Below are 19,557 nucleotides of genomic sequence, written 5' to 3'. Positions count from 1 at the left end.
AAACTGTCATGAAGATGGCGTTCACACCTGCGCCAATGCAGGCGTGAACGGCGCCCGCACAAGACAGGAGACAGTGACCCCCATGTGGTCCCAGGAACGACACGACAGGATTCTTTCGATGCTCCATGAGCGGCATCGGGTCACCACCGAAACCGCTGCGCGCGAGCTGGGCGTGTCCAAGGAGACCGTGCGGCGAGATCTGATCGAGCTGGAGCAGAACGGCAAGCTGAGCCGGGTGCATGGCGGCGCGGTGCCGACCGCCGTAGCGGTGGAAGCGAGTTATGCGGAACGGGCCCAGTCCCGGCAGCGGCAGAAGCAGGCCATGGGACGGGTGGCCGCCGGCCTGCTGAGGCCGGGCAGCACCTGCCTGATCGATGCGGGCTCCACCACCCGGGCGCTGGCGCAGGTGCTGGCGCAGCAGCCGGGGCTGCACGGCCTGCGGCTGATCACGAATTCAGTGGCGGTGGCCGACGCGCTGGCCGGGCAGGGCAGCCATGAGGTGATGCTGCTCGGGGGCGACTATCACCCCGATGTGCAGGCGAGCTTTGGTGCATTCACCATCGCGGAGATTGCCCGCCATCGGGTGGATCTGGCCTTCATCTCGCCCACCGCGCTGGACGCCGCCATGGGGGCGTCGAGCTATGTCTGGGCCGAGGTGGCCCTGGCGCAGGCCATGCTGGGGCAGGCGCGCCAGCGTGTGCTGCTGGCCGATGCCAGCAAGCTGGGGCAGGGCAGCCGGATGCAGGTCTGCCGCTGCAGTGATATCGATGTGCTGATCACCGATGCCGACGCCGACCCGCAGGAGCTGGCGCGGCTGCGGCAGGCGGGCATCGGGGAGGTGCTGTTCTGAAGGTTCAGAACAGCGCCATGCTCAGCTTGCGACGGTACTGATCCAGCAGCGGATCGGCCGAAGCGACTGCGCTCGGGCCGGCCAGTTGCAGCCCGGCTTTGTTCTCGGCGGCAGCCGCATGAGCCGCAGGCGGCTTGGTCATCAGCTCCAGGATGGCCACGTAGGTCTTGCGGGCGAGCTGGTCGTTCCAGGTCTTGTCCCGCATGATGATCTCCAGCAGCTCATCCATGGCGCCGGTGAAGTCCCGGCCAGCCAGCAGGCCCTGGGCCAGCGTGAAGCGGGCGTCGAAATCCCGCTTGTTGGCGGCAATGGCGGCCTGCAGGCCGGCCGGGTCCATGCCCTGGGCGGCACGCTCCGCAGCGGTGATCCACACCGTCAGCGCCGCAAAACGCGCATGCGGCGTGATGGTGTCGGCCGCCTGAGCGGCCACCGGCGCAAAAGCGGCCTTGGCGTCATCCAGCAGATCGGCTTCCAGCAGGGCCCGCACCAGGTCGAACCGTGCTGTTTCGTTGGACGGGTCCGCCTGCACCGCCGCATGCAGCTTCTGCAGGGCGGCTTCGCTGTCGCCTTCTTCCATCAGCGCCTGGGCCTCGGCCAGATCTTCTTCCGCTTCCAGCGCCTCGCCGGTGGGCACATGGCGGTCCAGGAATTCGCGGATCTGCGCTTCGGGCAGGGCGCCCACAAAGCCGTCCACGGGCTGGCCCCCCACGAACATCACGCAGAACGGAATGGACCGCACGCCAAACGCCTGGCTCAACTGGGTGGCGATTTCCGGCTGGTCGTCGCTGTTGAGCTTGGCCAGCTTGAAGCGGCCGGCATAGGCCACTTCCAGTTTGTCCAGCATCGGGCCCAGCGTACGGCAGGGGCCGCACCAGGGGGCCCAGATGTCCAGCAGCACCGGCTGCTGCATGGAAGCTTGCAACAGCTCGGATTCGAAGTTTTGCAGGGTGATGTCGGTCATGTCGGGTTCAACTGGGAACGTTGGGCGGTGGAGCCATCGGTGGATCTGTGGCCGGCGTGCAGGCAAATGACGGTCCGGCAGCGGCGCATTTTGGTGCGAACACGCTTTCTATGCAGCCCGGCAATGGCCGGAAACATGGCAACTGAGGTTGGCCGCCTACAATTCAAGGTTTCTGGATTAGACGAATCAGGACCGAACCCGTGAGCAGCGCCACCACTCCCGACATCGCTCCCCTCATCGCTCCGCAAATCGGCGTGGTGATGGGCTCCAGCAGTGACTGGGAGACCATGAAGCACGCCGCCGACATTCTCACCGAGTTCGGCGTCCCCTTCGAGGCCAGGGTGGTCTCGGCGCATCGCATGCCGGACGAGATGTTCGCTTATGCCGAAGCGGCCGAGGGCCGTGGCCTGCGCGCCATCATCGCCGGGGCCGGCGGTGCGGCCCATCTGCCCGGCATGCTGGCGGCCAAGACGCTGGTGCCGGTGCTGGGCGTGCCGGTGGCCAGCCGTCACCTGCAGGGGGTGGATTCGCTGCACTCCATCGTCCAGATGCCCAAGGGCATTCCGGTGGCCACTTTTGCCATCGGCACCGCCGGCGCCGGTAATGCCGCGCTGTTTGTGGTGGCCCTGCTGGCCCGCGACAACCCGCAGCTGCGTGACCAACTGGACGCTTTCCGCAAGCGCCAGACCGCTGTGGCGACCGCCATGACCGAGGAGCTGCGCTAATGCCGTTGTTGCCCGGTGAAGCCACCCTGGGGGTGCTGGGAGGCGGCCAGCTGGGCCGCATGTTCGTGCAGGCGGCCCAGTCGCTGGGTTACACCTGCGTCGTGCTCGACCCGGATGCCGCCAGCCCGGCCGGAGCCGTGGCCCAGGCTCATCTGAAGGCCGACTATCTGGATGGCAGCGCCCTGGCCCAACTGGCCCAGCGCTGCCACGCCATCACCACGGAATTCGAGAATGTGCCGGCCCGCGCCCTGGAGACGCTGGCGGCCACTCGCACCGTGGCACCGGCCGGCAGTGCCGTGGCCGTCTGCCAGGACCGTGCCCGCGAGAAAGCCCACTTCGTGGCCAGTGGTGTGCCCTGCGCTCCGTATGCCGTGCTGCGCAGCAAGGCGGACCTGGCCGCCGTCGGCGACGAGCTGCTCCCGGGCATCCTGAAGACGGCACGGCTGGGTTATGACGGCAAGGGCCAGCGCCGCGTCGCCGACCGGACGCAGTTGGTCGCAGCCTTCCAGGAACTGGGCGAGGTGGAATGTGTCCTGGAACAGATGCTGCCCCTGGCGCTGGAACTCAGCGTGCTGGTGGTGCGTGGCGCCGACGGCCAGGCGGTGACGTATCCGGTGCAGCAGAACCTGCATCGGGACGGCATTCTCGCCGTCACGGAAGTCCCGGCCCCCGCTGTTCCTGACGCCCTGCAGACCCAGGCCCGCCAGAGTGCCGTCGCCATTGCGCAGGGCCTGGGGTATGTGGGTGTGCTGTGTGTGGAGTTCTTCGTGCTGAAAGATGGCCGGCTGGTGGTCAACGAGATGGCCCCGCGCCCTCACAACTCCGGCCACTACACCATGAACGCCTGCGACATCTCCCAGTTCGAGATGCAGGTACGCGCCATGGCAGGCCTGCCGCTGCGCGAGCCGCGTCTGCATTCCCCGGTGGTCATGCTGAACCTGCTGGGCGACCTGTGGTTGGATGCCCAGGGGCAGGAACGCACCCCGGACTGGGCGGCCGTGCTGGCCCTGCCGGGCGCTTCGCTGCATCTGTACGGCAAGGCCCAGGCCCGCGTGGGCCGCAAGATGGGCCACCTGAACCTGGTGGCCGCCACCCCTGAGGCTGCCCGTGCCAGCGCCCGCCAGGCTTGCGCCTTGCTGGGTCTGCCGGCTGAATGGTGAAACAGCCGCAGGACATGAGCGTGGGGATGCGTGTGGATGGGATCTCGGTGAACGGCACTGCGGTGAAGGACGGCAATTCGGCCGAGGCCATCGCGCTGGCGGCCCGTGCGCTGGCGGATGGCCACCTGGTGGGCCTGCCCACCGAAACCGTCTATGGCCTGGCCGCCCGGGCCGATCAGGACGAAGCCGTGGCCGGCATCTTTGCCGCCAAGGGCCGCCCCAGCGACCACCCGCTGATTGTGCATGTGCTGGACGAGCAGGGCGCTCGTGTCTTCGCGGACGACCTGCCGCCCGTGGCGCACCGGCTGATCGAAGCCTTCTGGCCGGGCCCGCTGACGCTCATCGTGACGCGGCGCGACGGGGTGGCCCAGGCCGCCGCCGGCGGCCAACCCACCGTCGGCCTGCGCAGCCCCTCGCACCCGGTCGCCCGCGCCCTGATGGCGGCCTGCCGCGAACTCGGGGTGCAAGGCCTTGCCGCCCCCAGTGCCAACCGTTTCGGCCGTGTCAGCCCCACGCTGGCCGCCCATGTGGCCGAGGAATTCGGCCCCGGCCTGCTGGTGCTGGATGGCGGCCCCTGTGAGGTCGGGATTGAATCCAGCATCGTGGATTGCAGCCGGGGCCATCCAGTGCTGCTGCGCCCGGGTGTGCTGACCCCGGCGCAATTGGAAGCAGCCGCTGGCGAGCCCCTGCGCGCGTCGGACCGGCACGCCCCCAAGGCCTCCGGCACGCTGGCGGCGCATTACGCGCCACGCGCAAGGGTCCGGCTTTTGAGTTCCGAAGCCTTGCAGCAGGCGCTGGCTGCTCCGACACCTGCTGGGCTGGCGGTATATTCCCGCACTGACTTGCCGGCCGGGCTGAGTGGTGTGCTGTATCGCCACATGCCTGCACAGGCCAAGGCCGTGGCCCGCGAATTGTTTGCGGTGCTGCGTGAACTGGATGCGGCCGGTGCGGCGCAGATCTGGGTTGAGGCGCCGCCGGTCGAGGCGGCCTGGGACGGTATTCGGGACCGCTTGTCCCGTGCGGCGGCGGCATTTGCGGCGCCGGAGTTTGACGATTTGGAGAATTCATGAAGAGTTTGAAGCGCCACCTGGCCATCCTGCTGGGGGCGACCGCATTGCTGTCCGCCTGTGGCGGCGGCAGCTCGCAGATTGATCCTTTCAAGCCGACGCGTCTGCTCGCCTTTGGTGACGAAAGCAGCGCCCTGCGGTCGGATGGCAGCAAGTACACCATCAACGCGACCGACACCACCACCGGCGCCATTGCCTGCAGTTCCAACCCGATCTGGGTGCAGACCCTGGCGTCCTACTACGGCCTGGTCTTTCAACAGTGCAACACCTCCAACCTGGCGGCCACCACGGCGGTGATGTACGCCACGTCGGGCGCCAAGGTGGCGGATGTGGCCACCCAGATGAACCAGCAGTTCGCCCTGGACGGCTTCAACGGCAAGGACCTGGTCACCGTGCTGGCCGGCGCGAATGACATCCTGGAGCTGTATGCCTCGTACGGTGCCCAGAGCGAGGAAATCCTGGGGGACGAGGCGGAAGCTCGGGGCAAGGCCCTGGCGGACACCATCAACACAATTGCCAATGCCGGCGGCAAGGTGATTGTCTCGACCGTGCCGGACATGGGCGTCACCCCGTTTGCGGTGACCGAGCGGGCTTCGCATGCGGACACCGACCGCGCCAAGCTGCTGACCGAGCTGTCCACCCGGTTCAACCTCGGCCTGCGCCTGAACATCATCAATGACGGCCACAAGATCGGCCTGATCCTGACCGATGAACTGATCCAGAACGCCGCTAAATATCCGAGCTACTACAGCCTGTCCAACTCCACCGATGCGGCCTGCCTGGACGCCTACCAGCCGCCGCTGTGCACGGACAAAACGCTGGTGAGCGCGGCCACGTCGTCGAGCTACATGTGGGCCAGCGAGACGCTGCTCGGACCGTCGGTGCAGGCGCGTATTGCTTCCCTGGCACAGACCCGGGCCAGCAACAACCCGTTCTGACACCTGCTCTGACACCCGATCTAACCGCCGTTGAGACGGCGGCACCGACACGGGTGCCCACCCTGCCGAGCCGCTGACGCACCGCAGGATTCATCCCCAAACAAAAGGGACAGGCAATGCCTGTCCCTTTTGTCATTTCTGACACGCCGACGGACACCCTGGGGATGTCGTGGCGTTCATTGTGTGTCCGATGGACGCAACGTCTGCCCCCCCCCCCTGTCTCTGCACCAACACGGCGAATTCGCTCTATTTCTTCAGTCTCAACCGCACATCGATCTTCAGAGTGTTGCTGGCACGCCGCGAGTTTGTATTTGTGTGCGCTGGACCCTGGCATGCTGCGACATGTCAGGGTTTTTACGTTTAAGTACGTCTTGACCCCTGAGCTTATAGTGACCGCTGAGAAAAACGAACGACCGTTCGATTTAGTGCCCCCAACTCCTCTCCGGGAGCACAACCGACGGAGACAACCCTGGAGAAGTCTGAATGAATCGCCATTTCCCATTGGCTGGCCTGGCTTTGGCCGCCTCGGTGCTGTTGACCGCCTGCGGCGGTGGCAGCAGCCCCGCCTCCGATGACGCACCCGTGGCACGTGGCACTGTGGTGCTGGGCCAGCTCGGTGGTTCCGCCACGACGGCGCAGATCGATGCGGGCACCTCGTCCAAGAACATCCAGAGCCTGACCGGCACGGCCAAGTGCGGCGTGGACGTGCACTACGTCTACTACATGACCCGCGACCCCGGTGGCAACCCGGCCACGGCTTCCACCGCCGTGCTGCTGCCCAGCGGCACCGACGCCAGCTGCACCGGCAGCCGTCCGGTGGTGCTGTACGCCCACGGCACCACCACCACCAAGAGCTTCAACATGGCTCAGGTGACCACCAATACCGAAGCCTCGCTGGTGATGGCGTTCTACGCCGCCCAGGGCTTCATCGTGGTGGCCCCCAACTACCTCGGTTATGACCGCTCGGGCCTGAACTACACGCCCTACCTGAATGCCGAGGCATCGGCGGTCGACATGATCGACGGCCTGCGCGCCGCCAAGAGCTACCTGGCCTCCGCCGGCACCACCACCCAGCCGTCCAGCAAGCTGCTGATCGCGGGGTACTCGCAAGGCGGCCATGTGGCCATGGCCACGCACAAGGTGATCGAGCGCGATTACGCCAGCGAATTCACCGTGTCGGCCTCCGGTCCGATGTCCGGCCCCTACAACCTGGTGGGCTTCGGCGACATCATTGTGTCGCCGTCGGGCCAGGTCAATGCGGGCGCCACGCTGTTCCTGCCCTTGATGCTGACCAGCTATCAGAAGGCCTACGGCAACATCTACTCGGCCACGACCGACGTCTACCAGTCGCCTTACGCGGCCACGGCCGAGACGCTGTTCCCGACCGACACGTCGCTGGCGGACCTGATGGCGGCCGGCAAGCTGCCGGCCGACACCACCTTCACCAAGCTGTTTGGCACGGGCGGCCTGCTGACCGACAGCTTCCGCAGCGGTTACGCCACCTCCAACTTCCGCAAGGCCCTGGAGACCAACACGCTGCTGAACTGGGTGCCCAAGCATCCGGTGGCCCTGTGCGGTGGCGCCAATGACCCGACGGTGTTCTACACGGTCAACACCCCTGCGGCCAAGGCTGCCCTGGGCACGGCCGTGACGGCTTACAACCTGGAAGACGCCACCAGCGTCGGCGCCACCGTTTATGGTGGCTTTGCCCAGGCCAAGGCGTCCACCAGCACGGCCGCTGGCGGTGGCACGGCCGGCGCGACCGCGGTCCAGTCCGCCTACCACGGCACCCTGGTACCTCCGTTCTGCAACGCCGTCGTGCGCAGCTACTTCCAGCGCGTGCTGGCAGCCGGCGGTTGATGGTTGAACAGATTCGGAGACACACACCATGAAAAAGAACATTTCGATCCTCGCTGGCGCCGCACTGCTGGCCTTGAGTGGCCTGGCCAGCGCACAAGAGACGGCGGTTGGCACCACCACCGTCTACCTGGGCCTGGCCCACATCGACGTGAACAGCAAGGCCCCGGCCCTGTCCGGCGGTTCCAAGTCGTTCCCGGATCCGGGTGCAAAGATCCGTGTGGGTGACCAGACAACGACCGGTTTTGGCCTGGTCTATCGCTTTGCCGAGAACTGGAGCGGTGAACTGGTGCTGGGCATTCCGCCCTCGCACAAGGTCTATGGCTCCGGCGTGCTGCAGAACGTGGGTCAGATCGCCGTGGTCCGGCAGATGCCGCCGACGGCATTCGTGAACTACCACTTCGGTCCGCTGCTGCCCAAGCTCTATCCGTTTGTGGGCCTGGGTGTGAACTACACCTACTTCGAGAAGACCCGCAGCACGGCCACCGGCAATGCGGTCTCGGGCGGCCCCACCAAGATCTACCTGACCAACTCCTGGGGCGCTGCCGCCCACGTGGGCTTCGCCGTGCGCTACAACGAGCACTGGTCGCTGGTCGGCACGGCCGCCTATGCGGATGTGAAGAGCAACATGCGTTCGGTGACCACCACCAATGACGGCGAGGAAACGCTGCGGACGCGCATCAATTTCCGCCCGATGGTGTATTCGCTGTCCCTCGGCTACTCCTTCTAAACGAGGGGGAGGCCCTTCCCGGGCCTGCCGGGGCCACTACACTTGCTGCATGAGCGTGTTACTGGCCCTGGATAGCTCCACCGAACACATGGCTCTGGCCCTCGTGGGTCAGGGCCATTCTGCTTTTGTGGATGCCGATGGCGGCGCACAGGCCTCCCAGCACATGGTGCCGGAGGCCCTGCGGCTGCTGCGTGAGGCTGGGCTGGGCCTGAGCGCCCTGGCGGCCATTGGCTTCGGGCAGGGGCCGGGCGCCTTCACCGGCCTGCGCACCGCCTGTTCGGTCGCCCAGGGCCTGGCCTTCGGGGCCAACAAACCCGTGCTGGCGCTGGACAGCCTGATGCTGGTGGCGGAAGACGCCCGGCTGCAAGGGCTGGCGGGACTGTCCATGCAGCCCTTGGACATCTGGGTGGCGATGGATGCCCGCATGGGCCAGATCTACGCCGGGCGCTACCGCTGGTCGGGGCAGGCCTGGGCGGTGCTGGACGCTCCCATGCTGGTGGACCCGGCCCCGCTGCAAGCCCTCTGGGCCGATCATCCCGCCCATGCCGTGGCCGGTACCGCGCTACGGGCCCTGGGCCTGGACAGCGGCACCGCCCTGCGCATCGAACACACCCAGTCCCGCGCCCAGGCGCTGGGGTCCCTGGCGCTGCAGGCCTGGGCCCAGGGGCTGGCGCAGGACCCGGCTCTGGCATTGCCGTTGTACGTGCGGGACAAGGTCGCCCAGACCACGGCGGAGCGTGAGGCCATCAAGGCCGCAACCGCAGCGGCAGCCGCTACCGTGCCGGCCACGGCCACGGCCACTGCCACAGCCACAGCCACAGCCACGGCCGCACCCGGCCCGGCGAGCGCCTGAGGAGCGTTGGCATGAGCGCACAACCCAAGGACGTCCTCCTCCCGCCGCTGCTGCAGGCGCTGCAGCCGCTGCGCACCATGGACCTGGACGAGGTGATGGCCATTGAGAACGTGGCCTATAGCCATCCGTGGACCCGTGGCAACTTCATCGACTCCTTGTCCGCCGGGTATGTGGGCTTTGTGCTGCGAGATGCGCAAGCCCGGCTGTGCGGCTACTTCCTGGCCATGCAGGTGGTGGATGAAATGCATCTGCTCAACATCACCGTCGCACCCGACCTGCAGGGGCTGGGGCTGGCCCGCCGCATGCTGGACGCCTTGTCGGTGCTGGCCAGGGCCCGGGAGTGCGAGCAGATCTGGCTGGAGGTGCGCATCAGCAATGAGCGCGCACGCCGGCTGTATGAACGATATGGCTTTGTGCAGAGTGGGCTGCGTCGTGGCTACTACCCCTGCGCCGAAGGCCGCGAGGACGCCATTCTCATGACGCTTCGACTGACAGGAGCCGCCGCATGAGTTGGAATGATCGATGGAGTGAGCGTCAGCGCCTGATGCTGGAGGCCATGGGCCTGAAGATCTGGCTGCCGCCGTCGGTGGGCCGTGAGGAACCGGCGCCGGTGCAGGCACGTGCCGGGGCCGCGAGCCACGCTGAGGACTTGGCGCACGCCTCGCAGGGCGGGCAGACCGCGGTGGCCGAGCGGCCACGGGCGCCGGTGGCCCCGTTGCGTGCGGCCACCGTGGAAGACGCCCCATCCAAGGCGGGGCGCGGTCCGGGCGCTGTGGACGTGAGTGCCGGTGAAGGTGCCGGGGCTGCGCGCCCCCGTGCCGACCGCGTGGATCCACCAGCCCCGCAGCGCGTGGCGGACGTCCTCTCACGAGCACTGCCAGGGGCAACCACCCCCACGGCTGAAACCGAAGTCGGCATTCACCAACGCAACGGCCTGACACGCGAAGCCATCGCCCAGCTGGACTGGGACGGCCTGCGCAGCGCCGTGTCGGACTGTCGGGCCTGCGGCTTGTGCGAGTCGCGCAAGAACACTGTCTTTGGCGTCGGCCATCCGCAGGCGCACTGGATGATCGTGGGCGAAGCGCCCGGCGAACAGGAAGACCTGCAGGGCGAGCCTTTTGTCGGCAATGCCGGCAAGCTGCTGGACAACATGCTGCGGGCGCTTGGCCTCAGCCGGGGCGAAGGTCCACCAGAGCAGCAGGTCTATATTGCCAACACCCTCAAGTGCCGCCCGCCGCGCAACCGCAATCCGGACCCAGCCGAACTGGCGCAGTGCGAACCCTTCCTGCAGCGCCAGATCGAGCTGATCCAGCCGCGCATCATCCTGGCCATGGGCCGCTTTGCGGTGCAGCAGTTGTTGCAAAGCCAGGAGGCGATTGGTCGCCTGCGTGGCCGTGTGCATCGTTACCAGGGGGTGCCGCTGGTCGTCACCTATCACCCGGCCTACCTGCTGCGCAACCTGCCGGACAAGGCCCGCGCGTGGGAAGACCTGTGCCTGGCGCGTCAGACCCTGGACCCGACAACACCATCGGCGGACTGAATGAACAAGCCGGTCCCGCCTTCGCTGCGCACGCCGACGTCGGGGCTCACGACCCCATCGGCGGTTTCCGCAACATCGGCTTCATCAGCGCCGTCGGCCCCATCGGCTGAATCGGCTGCATCGGCTTTATCGACAACATCCGCCTTGTCGGCGCAGGACCCGGCCGCGCAGTTCCGGCTGCTGGCGGACAACGTGCCGGTGCTGATTGCCGTCTTTGACGCGCACCATCTCACCTGCCTGTTTGCCAATCGCCAATATGCCTCCGCCTTCGGCCTGGACGAGGCGGCCATCATTGGCCTGACCGTCAGCCAGGTGATCGGGGAAGAGGCCGCCCGCGAAATCCAGCCGCAGGTCCGCCGCGTGCTGGACGAGCGGGTCAGTGTCAACTACGAGCGTCGCCTGCAGCGCCACGACGGCGAAGTGCGCTGGGTGGAGGTGAACCTCATCCCGCATCTCTCGCCCGACGATGGCGAGGTGCAGTCCGCGTTTGTGCTCATCAGCGACATCACCCGCTTCCGCGAAGCCGAGCAGGCGGTGCGGGAGTCGGAAGAGCGCATGGCCAAGTTCATGCAGGCCTCGATGGAGGGCATCGTCTTCCACCGCGATGGCGTGATCACCGATGCCAACCCGGCCCTGTGCGAGCTGCTCGGCATGCCCCTGACATCGCTCATCGGCCGACAGGCCCTGGCGCTGGTGGCGCCGGACCAGGTGGAGGTGGTGCGGGCGGTGATGGAAGCCGGCGTCGAGACGCACTATGAAACGGCAGTCATCGATGCGCAGTGCCACCGGCTGCCGGTGGAGTTCATTGTTCGCAGCTTCTGGAGCCAAGGGGAACATCGGCGCATGGTGGTGGTGCGGGACATCCGGGCCCAGCGCGAAGCCACTGCCCGCATCCAGCATCTGGCGCATCACGACTCGCTGACCGGCCTGCTCAACCGCAACACCTTCATGGAGCGGCTGCGTGAGTGCCTCGCCCGCGGTGGCGAAGGCGCGGCGCTGTTGTTCATTGACCTGGACAACTTCAAGCGCGTGAATGATTCGCTGGGCCATCTGGAAGGGGACCAGGTGCTGCGCACCGTGGCCGACCGCCTGCGGGCCGGCCTGCGCGCGGGCGACCTGGTGGCGCGTTTTGGCGGGGATGAGTTTGTGGTCCTGCTGGAACAGGTGCATTCCCGCAAGGATGTGCAGGTGGTGCTCAAGGCGCTGCTGAGCGTCGTGGAAGTGCCCGTGCGGGCCGATGGGCGCGACCTGTCGGTGACGCCGTCCATCGGCGTGGCGCTGTACCCCGACCATGGCGACACGCCCGAAGATCTGCTGCAGCATGCGGATACGGCGATGTACCTGGCCAAGTCCGCTGGCCGCGCCACCTACCGGTTCTTCGAACCCGTGATGGCGGCCACGGCCTATGCCGATCTGGTGCTGGAAGGGGAGTTGGCGCAGGCCCTCACCGCCGATGAATTTGTGCTGTTCTACCAGCCGCAGGTGGACGCGCAGACCGGGCAACTGGTGGGCGCCGAGGCGCTGCTGCGCTGGCGCCATCCGACGCGTGGGCTGCTGACCCCGGATGCCTTCATCCTGGTGGCCGAACGCCACCGGTTGATGCTGCCGCTGGGTGAATGGGTCATGGCCGAGGCGGCTCGACAAAGCCGCGTCTGGCATGAAAGTGGCGTGGCGGCCGTGCCCATTGCCGTCAACCTCTCCAGCATGCAGTTCCGTCTGGACAGCTTTGCGAAATCCGTCAGCCAGGTGCTGAAGTCCGCCGGGGTGCCGGGGGAATGGCTGGAACTGGAACTGACCGAGCGCATGCTCACCGAAGAAATCGAACGTCTGCCGGAACTCCTGCAGGCGCTGCGAGCGCTGGGTTTGGCCATTTCCATTGACGATTTCGGCACAGGCTACACCGCCCTCAACCAGCTCACCCGGCTGCCCCTGGACAAGCTCAAGATCGACCAGAGCTTTGTGGCGGGCCTGCCCGACGACGGACCCGCAGCGGCCATTACCCGCGCGGTGGTGCAAATGGCCAAGGGCCTGGGCATGCGGGTGGGCGCCGAGGGCGTGCGCAATGCCCGGCAATGGCATCTGCTGGCCGAGTGGGGCTGCGACGAATTGCAGGGCGAGGTCATCGCCACCGCCATGCCGGCGGAAGCATTTGAAGCGTGGCTGGCACGGCGTGGCCGGCCGACGCTGCCCAGGATCGACTCATGACTGCCTCTTCCTCTGCCGCTGGCACTTCCCTTCCGACTGCCGACGCTCCGACGCTTGCGCCCGCGAGTGACGACGCCATGCACACGCTGCTGCGCCGTGCCATGAACGATGCCGGTGGCTGGCTGCCGTTTGACCGCTACATGAGCCTGGTGCTGTATGCGCCGGGCCTGGGGTATTACGCCAACAGCCTGCGCAAGTTCGGCACCATGCCGCAGCAAGGCTCCGACTTTGTCACCGCGCCGGAACTCTCACCGCTGTTCGGGCGGGCACTGGCCCGCCAGGTGTCGCAGGCGCTGCGGGTCAGCGGTACCGACACGGTCATCGAATTCGGGGCCGGCAGTGGCGCACTGGCCGAGCAGTTGATCGACGCCCTGGAGGTGCTGGGCACGCCGGTGGCGCGTTATCAGATCGTGGACCTGTCGGGCACCCTGCGTGAGCGTCAGGCGCAGCGCCTGCAGCGGTTCGCCCCCCGGGTGGAATGGCTGGACCGCTGGCCGGATGAGATCCATGGGGTGTTGGTGGCCAACGAACTGCTGGATGCGATGCCGGTGCAACTGCTGCACTGGACCGGCGCCCACTGGCGCGAGCGGGGCGTGGAGATGGATGCGCGGGGCATGTTGAGTTTCTCGGACCGTCCAACCGCTGCGCGGCCGCCCACGCCTGCGCAAGCCGACGTGAGCTTCGTGCCGGGCACGGTCACCGAAGTGCATGTGCAGGCGGAAGCGTTTGTGCGGACGCTGGCCGATCATCTCAAGCGTGGCGCGGCCTTCTTCATTGATTACGGGTTCCCGGAGTCGGAGTACTACCACCCGCAGCGCACCGGCGGCACCCTGATGTGCCACCACCTGCACCGGGCGGATCCGGACCCACTGGCCCTGCCGGGACAAAAGGACATCACCGCCCATGTCAACTTCACCGGCATCGCCCTGGCCGGGCAGGACGCGGGCCTGACCGTGCTGGGCTACACCAGCCAGGCGCACTTCCTCATCAACTGCGGGCTGGTGGACCTGATGGAGACGGCCGATCTGGGCGAGCGCGCCATGGCTCACCGGTTGATGGCCGAGCATGAAATGGGCGAACTCTTCAAGGTCATCGGCTTTGTGCCGGGGGAAGAGTTCGACGCCATCGGCTTCAGCACCGGGGACCGCTCCTACATGCTGTGATCGGCGAGCCGGCCCCGCCGCTGCGAGAGGCGGCGGCCGCTCAGGCCGGCGACTCGTCCATCGCCCGCAGCGCATTCAGCCGCGCCAGATGGATGTCCTGTCCGATGGCGGGGCCCTTGCGGCCCGCCGCCAGCGCTGCCGCCGAGATCGCCGCCGTATCCACCGACTGCACGGCCGCCAGGGCCTGCATGAGCCGGGGCCGCTGCGGATAGTCCCGGTTCTCCAGCCCGGTGCGCCCGCGCGCATCGCATTCGCAGGCCAGCAGCAACTGGGCAAAACGCTCCGGCCGGCGCAGCGCATCGCAGCGCTCCAGCAGGCGCATACGGGCTTCGGCGGTGAAGTTCAGGCTGCCGTGTACATGCGTGTGCTCACGCGCCACCAGCACCGCCAGTTCGCGGCACTCGGTCGGCACGCGCCAGTGGCCCGACAGCTGTTCTGCCAGGGGCACGCTGCGCCCCTCATGCCCGATGTGGCGCGGCCATTGCGCCTCGTCCGTCTCGCCCTTGCCCAGGTCATGGCAGAACGCGGCAAAACGCACCTGCAGTGGCGCTTGCATCCGGGCGCATTGGTCCAGCACCAGCAGCAGATGCACGCCGGTATCCACCTCGGGATGATGGGCCGGCGGTTGGGGCACACCAAAGAGGCGGTCCGCAGCGGGCGCCAGCCGCGCCAGTGCGCCGCAGTCCCTCAGTACTTCGATCATGCGCGACGGCCGGTTTTCCATCAGTCCCCGGGCCACCTCCTGCCATACACGTTCCGGCACCAGCGCATCCACCTCCCCGTTGCTCACCATCTCGCGCATCAGCGCCATCGTGTCCGGCGCCACGCTGAAATCGCTGAAGCGGGCGGCGAATCGGGCCAGCCGCAGGATGCGCACCGGATCTTCCACAAACGCCTCGGACACATGCCGCAGCACCCGGGCCTGCAGATCCCGCTGCCCGCCGTAGGGGTCTACCAAGGTGCCGTCGTCCGCCCGGGCCATCGCATTGATGGTGAGGTCCCTTCGGGCCAGATCCTGTTCCAGCGTCACATCCGGCGCCGCATACACCTGGAATCCGTGATAGCCGGACGCGGTCTTACGCTCGGTCCGGGCCAGGGCCACCTCTTCATGGGTTTGCGGGTGCAGGAACACCGGAAAGTCCTTGCCCACCGCCAGATAGCCGGCGTCCAGCAAGGACTGCGGGTCGGCGCCGACGGCCACCCAGTCTCGATCCTGGACCGGCAAACCCAGCAGCGCATCCCGGACGGCGCCCCCGACTAGATACATTTGCATACTCATGTTGCGGTGCAGCATCCCCAACAGTGGGGGTAGTTAATTTAGGCTACGTAGGTATATTCACCCATGTCACCTGCAGATGAGTGCCCGCTTCAGCGGGCCAAAGGGCCGAGAGAGACACCGAGCCAGGCAGGCGACAAGCAGTAGGGAGTGTATGAATGAAAGCAGTAGTCGCTCTCGGATTGGTCTTGTTAAGTCTCACAGCCCAAGCCCGAGAACAGCAGGTCCAAACGCCATTGACATCGGTAGGGCGCGCCGCGCCACAGCTCGCCGCAGAGCCTGTGGTGGCCGACACCAGTTTCAGTCAGCGTAGCCAGTCAGAGCCGGTTCAGTTGCCGGACGTGAATGAACAGGAAGGCGTCGATTCCTTGCTGCCGTCCTTCACCAATGAGTCGCAGACACAAGCGTTGATGCTGGGTGGCCTGCTGGCCATGGGCTTCCTCGTCCGCCGCCGCCGCGAGGAATAAGCCATCCGGCCGGACGGGTGCCAGCCTCTGGCGCCGGTCTGTTTCAAACCTGGGGCCGACCCGGGTCGACCCGAGCCCCCCTCGGGGCGCGCCGCGCTTGGACGTCTCCTTGATTTGTGCGGTAGCGAACATAGCCGGCTGCCTGCGCTGGAAAGCGGCGGATGTCGGGCTGAGCAAGCGTTAAATCAATGCAGCTTTGCCGTGTCGTTGGCCCGGGCGGTGCTCCGGGGACACTGCCCCAACGTCCTCCCCCGCGCCGCCCTTCCACCGATCAGAACGCCGTTTTGATGACCGGCACCGGCCCTGAGACGTCGCGATAGGGCTCTTCGAAGTCCAAAAAGTCCTTCTCGGCCACTGCTGCCGCCGTCCAGGCTTGGACCGCCGGCACCGCTTCCAGCCGCTTGACGTAGGCCTGCGCCCCGGCCGGTAGTGACAAACCGTAACGCGTCACTCGCATCACCACTGGTGCAAAAAAGGCATCCGCTGCGCTGAAGCCTCCAAACAGGAAGGGGCCGCCGCTGGACTGCAATGCGTCCGTCCAGAGCTGCGCCAGCCGGTCAAGGTCCGACCGCAACCCGGCTTCCCGCTCGAGCAGCACGTGGCCTACCGGTGCCAGGTCCGCATCGATGTTCATCGGGCAGAGCGAACGCAAGGCGTTGAAGCCGCTGTGCATCTCGGCGCAGACGGTGCGTGCCCGTGCACGGAGGGCTTGCTCGACCGGCCAGACACCACGCTCGGCAAACCGCTCGGCCAGGTATTCCACGATGGCCAGGCTGTCCCACACCGCGAGGCCGTTGTCCACCAGGACCGGCACCTTGCCGGTCGGCGCCACCGCGCGCACCGCTTGATAAAACGCCGAGCCTGGCGAGAAATCAAAACGCAGGGCCTGTTCCTCGAACGGAATGTCCAGGGTCTTCATCAGCACCCAGGGGCGCATCGACCAGGACGAGTAGTTCTTGTTGCCGATCAGCAGTTTCAGGGCCATGGAAGTTTTCCTTTGCCGGGACGATGGGGCGCGCTTGCGGGTCAGTTGCCGTTGGCGGGCAGGTCCTGCGTCACGGCCGCCGTGTTGCTGCCAGCCGGGCCGATCACCCGCCCCAGGCGTTCACGCAGCTGCGTGCCGCCTTCACGTCCCATCAGCTGGGCATACACCGTGGCGTTGGACAGCACCTTGCGCACGTAGTCGCGGGTTTCATAAATGGGGATGTTCTCGGTCCAGATGGCGGCGTCCAGCGTGGCGCCTTCCCGCCAGCGGCGCGGACGGTTGGGGCCCGCGTTGTAAGCCGCCGCAGCCAGGGCCTGCGAACCGTCGAAGCTGTCCAGCACCAGCTTCAGGTAGCCGGTGCCCAGGCGGAGGTTCACGTCGCGGTCGTGCAGCAGCTCGGGCTTCACATCCATGCCCAGCTTCTTCGCTGTCCATTTGGCGGTGGCCGGCATCACCTGCATCAAACCGGAGGCCCCCACATGGGAGCGCGCATCCATCATGAAGCGCGACTCCTGGCGGATCAGTCCATAGACATAGGTGGGGTCCAGCCCCGCCGCTGCCGCCGTGCGGAACACCTCCGCCCGATAGGGCATGGGATAACGGGTGTTGAGGTCGATCTCCTGGCGGGTGCGTTCACTGGTGGAAATGCAGCGCTCCCACAGCTCCCGTTCGCAGGCGGTCTGCGCCACGGCCAGCAGTTCGCGATCCCCGAGGCCGCGCATGCTGAAGTTCCACTCCCGCTGACCCTCACTGCGCAGGCCCACCGCCAGCAACTGCAGGGCGCGGGAGACACCGGGCAGGGCCAACGCCTGGGCCCGTTCCTGCGCCGTCAGCTCCGCCGGTTGCGGCGGCAGCGGCAGTCGCAGCTTCAGTTCGTCGGCGGCCAGCTTGCCGTAGTAGTTCAGCGGGGAGGCCAGGCCGCGCAGGGACTCCAGCGCTTCCTTGCGCTGGACATCGCCCGCAGGACCCTTGGCGGCCAGTGTCTGCTGCGCCTTGGCTTTCCAGTAGACCCAGGCCGGGTCTCGCTGCTCCGACGGCTTCATCAAGGCGATGGCTTCCAGCAACTGTTCCGGCCGTCCCGCGCCACCATCGGCCCGCAGCGCGGAGCGGGCAATCCAGCTGAGGGTGTCGTCGCTCCATTCCATCGCTCCCCCTGCGCGGGATTGCAGGCGCAGGGCACGGTCGAAATAGTCGCTGGCCACGTCCTGCTGACGCAGCGCGGCCTGGCGGCCCAACTGGGCCCAGACCCAGGCGGCCAGGTCGGTCGGCAGGCGAGGGGCCCAGGCCTGCACGTCGTCCACGGCGGTGGAGGGGTCCTGAACGGCCAGGCGCAGCAGCGCCAGGGCGGTCAGCTCGGCCTGCGCCCGTGGCTTGGCGGCGGCCTTGCGCTTGAGGTAGGGGGCCGGCTTGTCCATCAGCTCGGTCAGGGCCTGCCCTTCGGCCTTGGTCAGCAAGCCGCTGACCTGCTTGATGGCCCGCGGGCGGTTGGCTTCCACCGATTGGCGCATCTTCAGCCAGACGTCGGTCTCCTTGAGCTTGCCACCCTCCAGCAGCGTGGTGGCCAGGAGGTGGCAAGCTTCATCCATGTCGCGCTGGTTCAGCCAGGCGGCGCGGGCCTGTTCACGCAGCTCCTTGCTGCGTTCCAGGGCCGGGTCGGCCAGCAGCGCATAACAGACCACTTCACGGTCGTCCTGCATCTTGTAGCTGGCATGGTCGCGCCGGAAGTTGGCCCAGTCACGGCGATGGCCCAGCTCCAGCAGCCAGTCATTGCGCAGCCGGTCTTCCACGTAGCTGCCGGGCCAGCGGGCATAGAAGGCGCTGACCTCCGCCTGGGTGACCTCGGAAAGCCGATTGTTGAGGTCCCAATAATCGAACCAGGGGGCCAGGGGATGTTGCTGGTCCAGAGCGGTCTGGCGGTCGGCGGCCAGGCGGGCGCGGTCGCGCTTTTGCCAGGCGTCGCGGGCGTCCAGCACCAGGTCGGCATTGGGTGGGGGCGGATTGGGAACCACCGCAAACGGCGAGGGCGCCTGCGCGGTGGAGCTGAGAGGCGACAAGCCGATGGCGCCAAGCGCCAGGGCGGTTACAGTGATCCGAGCGAACTTCATGCCGTACTGCGATGAATGCCTCCCCCACGGACAACACCTGGCCCCATGAGAGAAACGAGCTGCGCCGCGCCTTGCGGGCGCGCCGCCGGGATTGGTGGGCCAGCCCCGAAGCCCGCCTTGCGGAGGACCGGCTGGGTGAGCAGCTGCTTGACCTGCTGCGCCAGCTCGAACCTCTGAGCCTCGGGCTGTACTGGCCCCTGGAAGGAGAATTTAACGCAGCGGACTGGGCTCGTGCCCACAAACTCGACGCATCCCTGCAACTGGCGCTCCCGTTCGCCCGAAAAGGGGGGGACAGCGGGGGGGCAGCGCACATGCGTTTTCATCGGTGGGATGGACAGACCCCCACCGTCAAGGACGAATGCGGCATTCCCACCGCCACCGGGCCGGTGCTGGTGCCGGAGGTGCTGCTGGTGCCCTGCCTCGGTTTTACCCGTGAGGGGTATCGGCTTGGCTATGGCGGCGGTTATTTCGACCGATGGCTTGAGGCGCATCCTGGCGTGACCACCATTGGCCTGGCATGGGCCTGCACGGAGCTGCCGTTTGAAGTGCAGCCGCACGATCAGCCGATGACGATTGTGCTGACCGAGAAGGAAGTGATTGCGCCTTGAGGGTGACCTCGACGGAGAGTGGATCCACCACCGGGACCGAGACGACGTTGGTGTCGACCTCGGCGGG

At 67.0% G+C, this 19,557-nt stretch carries 18 protein-coding genes; 14 read left to right on the top strand and 4 right to left on the bottom strand.

From position 1 onward, the window contains the following. Positions 1 to 82 precede the first annotated feature (82 nt). Entirely contained in the window at positions 83 to 850 is a 768-nt protein-coding gene (locus OU995_RS02195; protein WP_267833709.1) for a DeoR/GlpR family DNA-binding transcription regulator, read from the top strand. A gap of 4 nt (positions 851 to 854) precedes the next feature. Here the strand turns inward: OU995_RS02195 and OU995_RS02190 are convergent, their stop codons facing one another. Next, entirely contained in the window at positions 855 to 1,811 is a 957-nt protein-coding gene (locus tag OU995_RS02190) for a tetratricopeptide repeat protein (RefSeq protein ID WP_267833707.1), read from the bottom strand. A gap of 200 nt (positions 1,812 to 2,011) precedes the next feature. Between OU995_RS02190 and purE the strand changes: the two genes are divergently transcribed. From purE to OU995_RS02135, 11 genes are all read left to right on the top strand, one after another. After that, entirely contained in the window at positions 2,012 to 2,536 is a 525-nt protein-coding gene (gene purE, locus OU995_RS02185) for a 5-(carboxyamino)imidazole ribonucleotide mutase (RefSeq protein ID WP_420714797.1), read from the top strand. Beyond that, positions 2,536 to 3,696, top strand: coding sequence for a 5-(carboxyamino)imidazole ribonucleotide synthase (locus OU995_RS02180; protein ID WP_267833706.1), 1,161 nt, complete (start codon positions 2,536 to 2,538; stop codon positions 3,694 to 3,696). Before purE ends, OU995_RS02180 begins: the two co-directional genes overlap by 1 nt. Before the next feature lie 14 nt (positions 3,697 to 3,710). Next, the gene (locus tag OU995_RS02175; RefSeq protein ID WP_420714796.1) at positions 3,711 to 4,766 is read left to right on the top strand and encodes an L-threonylcarbamoyladenylate synthase; all 1,056 of its coding nucleotides are present in this window, start codon (positions 3,711 to 3,713) and stop codon (positions 4,764 to 4,766) included. Then, entirely contained in the window at positions 4,763 to 5,701 is a 939-nt protein-coding gene (locus tag OU995_RS02170) for an SGNH/GDSL hydrolase family protein (RefSeq protein ID WP_267833705.1), read from the top strand. The genes OU995_RS02175 and OU995_RS02170 overlap by 4 nt, the downstream gene beginning before the upstream one ends. Before the next feature lie 483 nt (positions 5,702 to 6,184). Continuing rightward, positions 6,185 to 7,561 carry an alpha/beta hydrolase family protein gene (locus tag OU995_RS02165; protein WP_267833704.1) on the top strand — a complete coding sequence of 459 codons (1,377 nt, stop codon included), beginning with the start codon at positions 6,185 to 6,187 and terminating at the stop codon, positions 7,559 to 7,561. A gap of 28 nt (positions 7,562 to 7,589) precedes the next feature. Beyond that, the gene (locus OU995_RS02160) at positions 7,590 to 8,288 is read left to right on the top strand and encodes an OmpW/AlkL family protein (RefSeq protein WP_267833702.1); all 699 of its coding nucleotides are present in this window, start codon (positions 7,590 to 7,592) and stop codon (positions 8,286 to 8,288) included. A 49-nt stretch (positions 8,289 to 8,337) separates the two neighbouring features. After that, complete coding sequence (tsaB, locus tag OU995_RS02155; RefSeq protein ID WP_267833701.1) at positions 8,338 to 9,141, top strand: tRNA (adenosine(37)-N6)-threonylcarbamoyltransferase complex dimerization subunit type 1 TsaB; 804 nt, start codon at positions 8,338 to 8,340, stop codon at positions 9,139 to 9,141. A gap of 11 nt (positions 9,142 to 9,152) precedes the next feature. Beyond that, positions 9,153 to 9,650, top strand: coding sequence for a ribosomal protein S18-alanine N-acetyltransferase (rimI, locus tag OU995_RS02150; protein WP_267833700.1), 498 nt, complete (start codon positions 9,153 to 9,155; stop codon positions 9,648 to 9,650). Next, positions 9,647 to 10,681 (top strand): uracil-DNA glycosylase, encoded by a 1,035-nt coding sequence (locus OU995_RS02145; protein WP_267833699.1) that lies wholly within the window; start codon positions 9,647 to 9,649, stop codon positions 10,679 to 10,681. Before rimI ends, OU995_RS02145 begins: the two co-directional genes overlap by 4 nt. Then, positions 10,682 to 12,886 carry a putative bifunctional diguanylate cyclase/phosphodiesterase gene (locus OU995_RS02140; RefSeq protein ID WP_267833698.1) on the top strand — a complete coding sequence of 735 codons (2,205 nt, stop codon included), beginning with the start codon at positions 10,682 to 10,684 and terminating at the stop codon, positions 12,884 to 12,886. Between the two features lie 77 nt (positions 12,887 to 12,963). Further along, a complete protein-coding gene (locus OU995_RS02135; RefSeq protein WP_267836148.1) occupies positions 12,964 to 14,049 on the top strand; it encodes a class I SAM-dependent methyltransferase in 1,086 nt (361 codons plus the stop codon). A gap of 40 nt (positions 14,050 to 14,089) precedes the next feature. Here the strand turns inward: OU995_RS02135 and OU995_RS02130 are convergent, their stop codons facing one another. Then, positions 14,090 to 15,322: a multifunctional CCA addition/repair protein gene (locus OU995_RS02130; RefSeq protein WP_267836147.1), complete on the bottom strand. Its 1,233-nt coding sequence runs from the start codon at positions 15,320 to 15,322 to the stop codon at positions 14,090 to 14,092. A 161-nt stretch (positions 15,323 to 15,483) separates the two neighbouring features. Between OU995_RS02130 and OU995_RS02125 the strand changes: the two genes are divergently transcribed. Then, positions 15,484 to 15,792 (top strand): LPXTG cell wall anchor domain-containing protein, encoded by a 309-nt coding sequence (locus OU995_RS02125; protein ID WP_267833697.1) that lies wholly within the window; start codon positions 15,484 to 15,486, stop codon positions 15,790 to 15,792. 271 nt (positions 15,793 to 16,063) lie between these two features. On the opposite strand, the gene OU995_RS02120 is transcribed toward OU995_RS02125, so the two are convergent. Both OU995_RS02120 and OU995_RS02115 read right to left on the bottom strand, forming a co-directional pair. After that, a complete protein-coding gene (locus tag OU995_RS02120; protein ID WP_267833696.1) occupies positions 16,064 to 16,777 on the bottom strand; it encodes a glutathione S-transferase family protein in 714 nt (237 codons plus the stop codon). Between the two features lie 41 nt (positions 16,778 to 16,818). Then, positions 16,819 to 18,882, bottom strand: a complete 2,064-nt coding sequence (locus OU995_RS02115) for a lytic transglycosylase domain-containing protein (protein ID WP_267833695.1) — start codon at positions 18,880 to 18,882, stop codon at positions 16,819 to 16,821. Positions 18,883 to 18,893: 11 nt separating this feature from the next. Between OU995_RS02115 and OU995_RS02110 the strand changes: the two genes are divergently transcribed. Next, complete coding sequence (locus OU995_RS02110) at positions 18,894 to 19,490, top strand: 5-formyltetrahydrofolate cyclo-ligase (RefSeq protein ID WP_267833694.1); 597 nt, start codon at positions 18,894 to 18,896, stop codon at positions 19,488 to 19,490. Positions 19,491 to 19,557 lie beyond the last annotated feature (67 nt).

It is taken from the genome of Roseateles sp. SL47, from assembly GCF_026625885.1.
In the GTDB taxonomy this organism is placed as follows: Bacteria; Pseudomonadota; Gammaproteobacteria; order Burkholderiales; family Burkholderiaceae_C; genus Roseateles.
This window is presented reverse-complemented; position numbering and strand designations above follow the sequence as displayed.